A 2,563-nucleotide genomic window follows, 5' to 3' on the forward strand; every position below is an offset into this window, starting at 1 on the left:
CCACACCGGCCGCGAACCACAGCGCCAGGCTCGCGATCCGGCCGCCGAGGCCGCCGTTGCCGTCGAAGTAGAGCAGGCTGCGCGCGCCCTCGACGAAGCCCGCGCCGTTCCAGAACGAGTGCAGGGCGCCGAAGAAGCCGTTCTGCAGTTCGGGGCGGTAGATGCCGCCGGAGGTGGTGAAGTTCAGCATGACGAACAGCACCATCACCGCGAGCGTGGTCCAGCGCTTGAGGAACGGGTGCAGGCCGATGCCGATGAAGAGGATGCCCGCGGCGTACAACCAGCCCATCGCCCAGATCGAGGCGTAATCGTGGTCGACGACGTGGAAGACCGGTCCGGCCAGCGCGATGCCGATCACACTCACGACGAACGAGGTGGCCACCGCGGTCAGCGCCCGCACGGCCATGCGCGTGCCCGCACCGGCGACGCTGATCGCGGCGACGCTGCCGTAGGCGCCGATGCTGAGCGCGACGAGGACGAAGAACAGGCCCTGTCCGGTCGGATCGCCCGAGGCGGTGGGCGCGATATCGGTCGTGCGCAGCGGCAGATTCTGCTGGGCGGTCACGGTGCCGAACACCGTCTCGACGGCCATGGCGGTGGTATCCGAATTCGCCTTGGCGACAAGCAGTTCGGGGGATTGCGCGGCGGGGACGAAGGCGCCGGCCAGGGCGCGGTGCTGCAACCGGTCCACGGCGTCGGCGCGGTCGGCGATCGTGACCACGTCGAGTGCGTCACCGGCCCGGTCCTTCAGCGTCTGTGCCATCACCTTGACCTGGGGGCTGTCGCCGACGATCGCGACCTGCACATGGTTGGGTTCGGGCTGATGGAACGCGCCCAGGTAGGCCAGGCCCATGCCCAGGCACATCAGCAGCGGGGTCAGCAGATGTCCGGCCATGTGCCGAAGCTGGTGCAGGGACATGATCAACACTCCAAAGGTTGGTAAATACAACTATTATTTGTTGTACTATACAACCATGAAGGGGTCGCAGCCATACCCGTCCCGCACTGTGGCGATTCAGACAGTCCAGCGCGAGCTCACCGCGTTCGCCCGTCGCGCCCGCGGGCGTGCCGCCGAACTCCATCCGGAACTACCGCTGGTGGCCTACAGCATTCTCGATCTGGTGATCGCGCGCGACGGCTGCCTCGCCGCCGAGCTGGCCGAATATTTCGTGCTCGACAAGTCCACGATGAGCAGGCAGGTGGCGGCGCTGGAGAAGCAGGGCTACCTCGTCAAGGAGGTCGACCCGGCCAACCGCCGCAACCACGTCCTGCGCGCCACGCCGGAGGGCCGGCGCGTCGCGGCCGACTCGGAGCGGGCGCGCAGTGCGGCGGTGAACGAACGCTTCCGCGACTGGGACGATCGCGACGTCGCCCAGCTCGCCGCCTATCTGGAGCGCTACAACGCCGCCGACGGTGGCTGACCGCCGCGCGTCACCGACGCCCGTCCCCGGAGGCGGCGGGTGCGGTTCTACGCCGTGAGAATCGTCGCGGCGCTCAGGGCCTCACTCGTTGCACAGATCGCGCAGCAGCGGCCCGTATTGGGGGTGGCTGAGCGCGGAGGCGAACTGGGCGACCAGATAGTCCGCCGGATTGCCGGTGTCGTACCAGCGGCCGCGGATCACCTGTCCGTAGACCGGGTTCGAGGCGGCGAACACGTTGATGGCGTCCGTCAGATACACCTCGCCGGTGTGGTGGGTGTACCACTGGTCGACCTGTTTGCGCAGTTCGTCGACGATGCCGGGGGTGACGACGTATCCGCCGATCGCGGCGTAGGCCGAGGGCGCGTCCTCCGGCTTCGGCTTCTCCCGCAGCCCGCTGATGCGCATGAGGCCGGGCTCGTAGGAATCCTCGACGACCGGCACGCCGTAGCGCTGGGAGTCGGCGGGATCCATCGGCATCAACGCCAGCACCGGCGAGCCGGTCTTGTTGTAGGCGTCGATGAGCTGCTGCGCCCGCGGCACCTCGGCGACGAAGACGTCGTCGGGCCACAGCACCAGCATCGGCTCGTCGCCCAGCGCGCGGGCGGCGTTGAGCACCGGTGTGCCGTTGCCGTAGGGGCCGTGCTGGTCCAGATAGGTGATGTGGCCGAGCCGGCCGAGTTCGCCGACCTCTTCCACGGCGTCGGCATAGGCGGACTTACCGTCGGCGCGCAGCTGCGCCACCAATGCCGGATTGGGACGGAAATGGTCCTGGATCAGGGACTTCCCGCCGCTCACCACGATCGTGATATCGGTGATGCCGGAGGCTACCAGCTCCCGCACGGTGTGCTCGATCACCGGTTTGTCGCCGACCGGCAGCATCTCCTTGGGGATGGCCTTGGTCAGCGGCAGCAGGCGGGAGCCGATGCCGGCGGCTGGGATCACTGCCTTGCGGATGGTCATGAACCGATCATCACACACTTCCGCTGCCGGATATGTCGGTCCCCGCGCGTAGATTTCCGGGTATGCACTCTGTCCCCGCCGCGGCTACCGGCGGTCTCGTGCCTGGTCAGCGGGCATCCGCCGGGGTCGATGCGGGTGCCGGGGTGGTCGGCAGTGCATCTGCACGCACAGGAACCCGACAG

General features: G+C 68.1%; 3 protein-coding genes. 1 reads left to right on the forward strand and 2 read right to left on the reverse strand.

From position 1 onward, the window contains the following. A partial coding sequence (locus tag ON23_RS08895; RefSeq protein ID WP_039777437.1) for an ABC-2 transporter permease occupies positions 1-919 on the reverse strand: 919 nt, incomplete at its 3' end. Positions 920-1,007: 88 nt separating this feature from the next. Here ON23_RS08895 and ON23_RS08900 point away from each other — a divergent pair. Next, positions 1,008-1,421, forward strand: a complete 414-nt coding sequence (locus ON23_RS08900; protein ID WP_039777433.1) for a MarR family winged helix-turn-helix transcriptional regulator — start codon at positions 1,008-1,010, stop codon at positions 1,419-1,421. A gap of 81 nt (positions 1,422-1,502) precedes the next feature. On the opposite strand, the gene ON23_RS08905 is transcribed toward ON23_RS08900, so the two are convergent. Continuing rightward, the gene (locus ON23_RS08905) at positions 1,503-2,381 is read right to left on the reverse strand and encodes a UTP--glucose-1-phosphate uridylyltransferase (RefSeq protein WP_039777434.1); all 879 of its coding nucleotides are present in this window, start codon (positions 2,379-2,381) and stop codon (positions 1,503-1,505) included. Between the last annotated feature and the right edge of the window lie 182 nt (positions 2,382-2,563).

The organism is Nocardia cerradoensis NBRC 101014, assembly GCF_000308535.1.
GTDB classification, from domain to species: domain Bacteria; phylum Actinomycetota; class Actinomycetes; order Mycobacteriales; family Mycobacteriaceae; genus Nocardia; species Nocardia cerradoensis.